The following is a 345-nucleotide window of genomic DNA, read 5'->3' as shown; positions in this document are numbered from 1 at the left end:
TGGGCGTGTTCGTCGGCGCCTCGATCATGGGGTACGGCACCGGGGCTGCGGAGAGCCGGGAGGGCCACGAAGGCCAGCTGCTGACGGGTACGGCTTCGTCGGTGAGGTCGGGGCGGATCTCGTACACGTACGGCCTGGAGGGGCCTGCGGTGACGGTGGACACGGCCGGTTCGAAGTCGTTGGTGGCCCAGCCTCTGGCCGCGCATGCGCTGCGTTCGGGTGAGTGCTCGTTGGCGCTGGTCGGTGGTGTGACGGTCATGCCGACGCAGGATGTGTTCGTGTAGTTCTCGCGTCATCGGGTTCTGGAGCAGGACTGACTGTGCAAGTCTTTCGGTGCGGGTGCGG

General features: G+C 67.2%; 1 protein-coding gene. It reads left to right on the top strand.

The features are described 5' to 3' along the window. The coding region (locus PUR56_RS12410) for a beta-ketoacyl synthase N-terminal-like domain-containing protein (RefSeq protein WP_443034484.1) at positions 1-284 on the top strand (284 nt) is incomplete at its 5' end. Positions 285-345: the final 61 nt, after the last annotated feature.

The sequence above is a fragment of the Streptomyces sp. BE303 genome (assembly GCF_036290945.1).
Classification (GTDB): Bacteria; Actinomycetota; Actinomycetes; order Streptomycetales; family Streptomycetaceae; genus Kitasatospora.
Note: the sequence above shows the minus strand (reverse complement) of the source record. Positions and strands in the feature narration are given on the sequence as shown.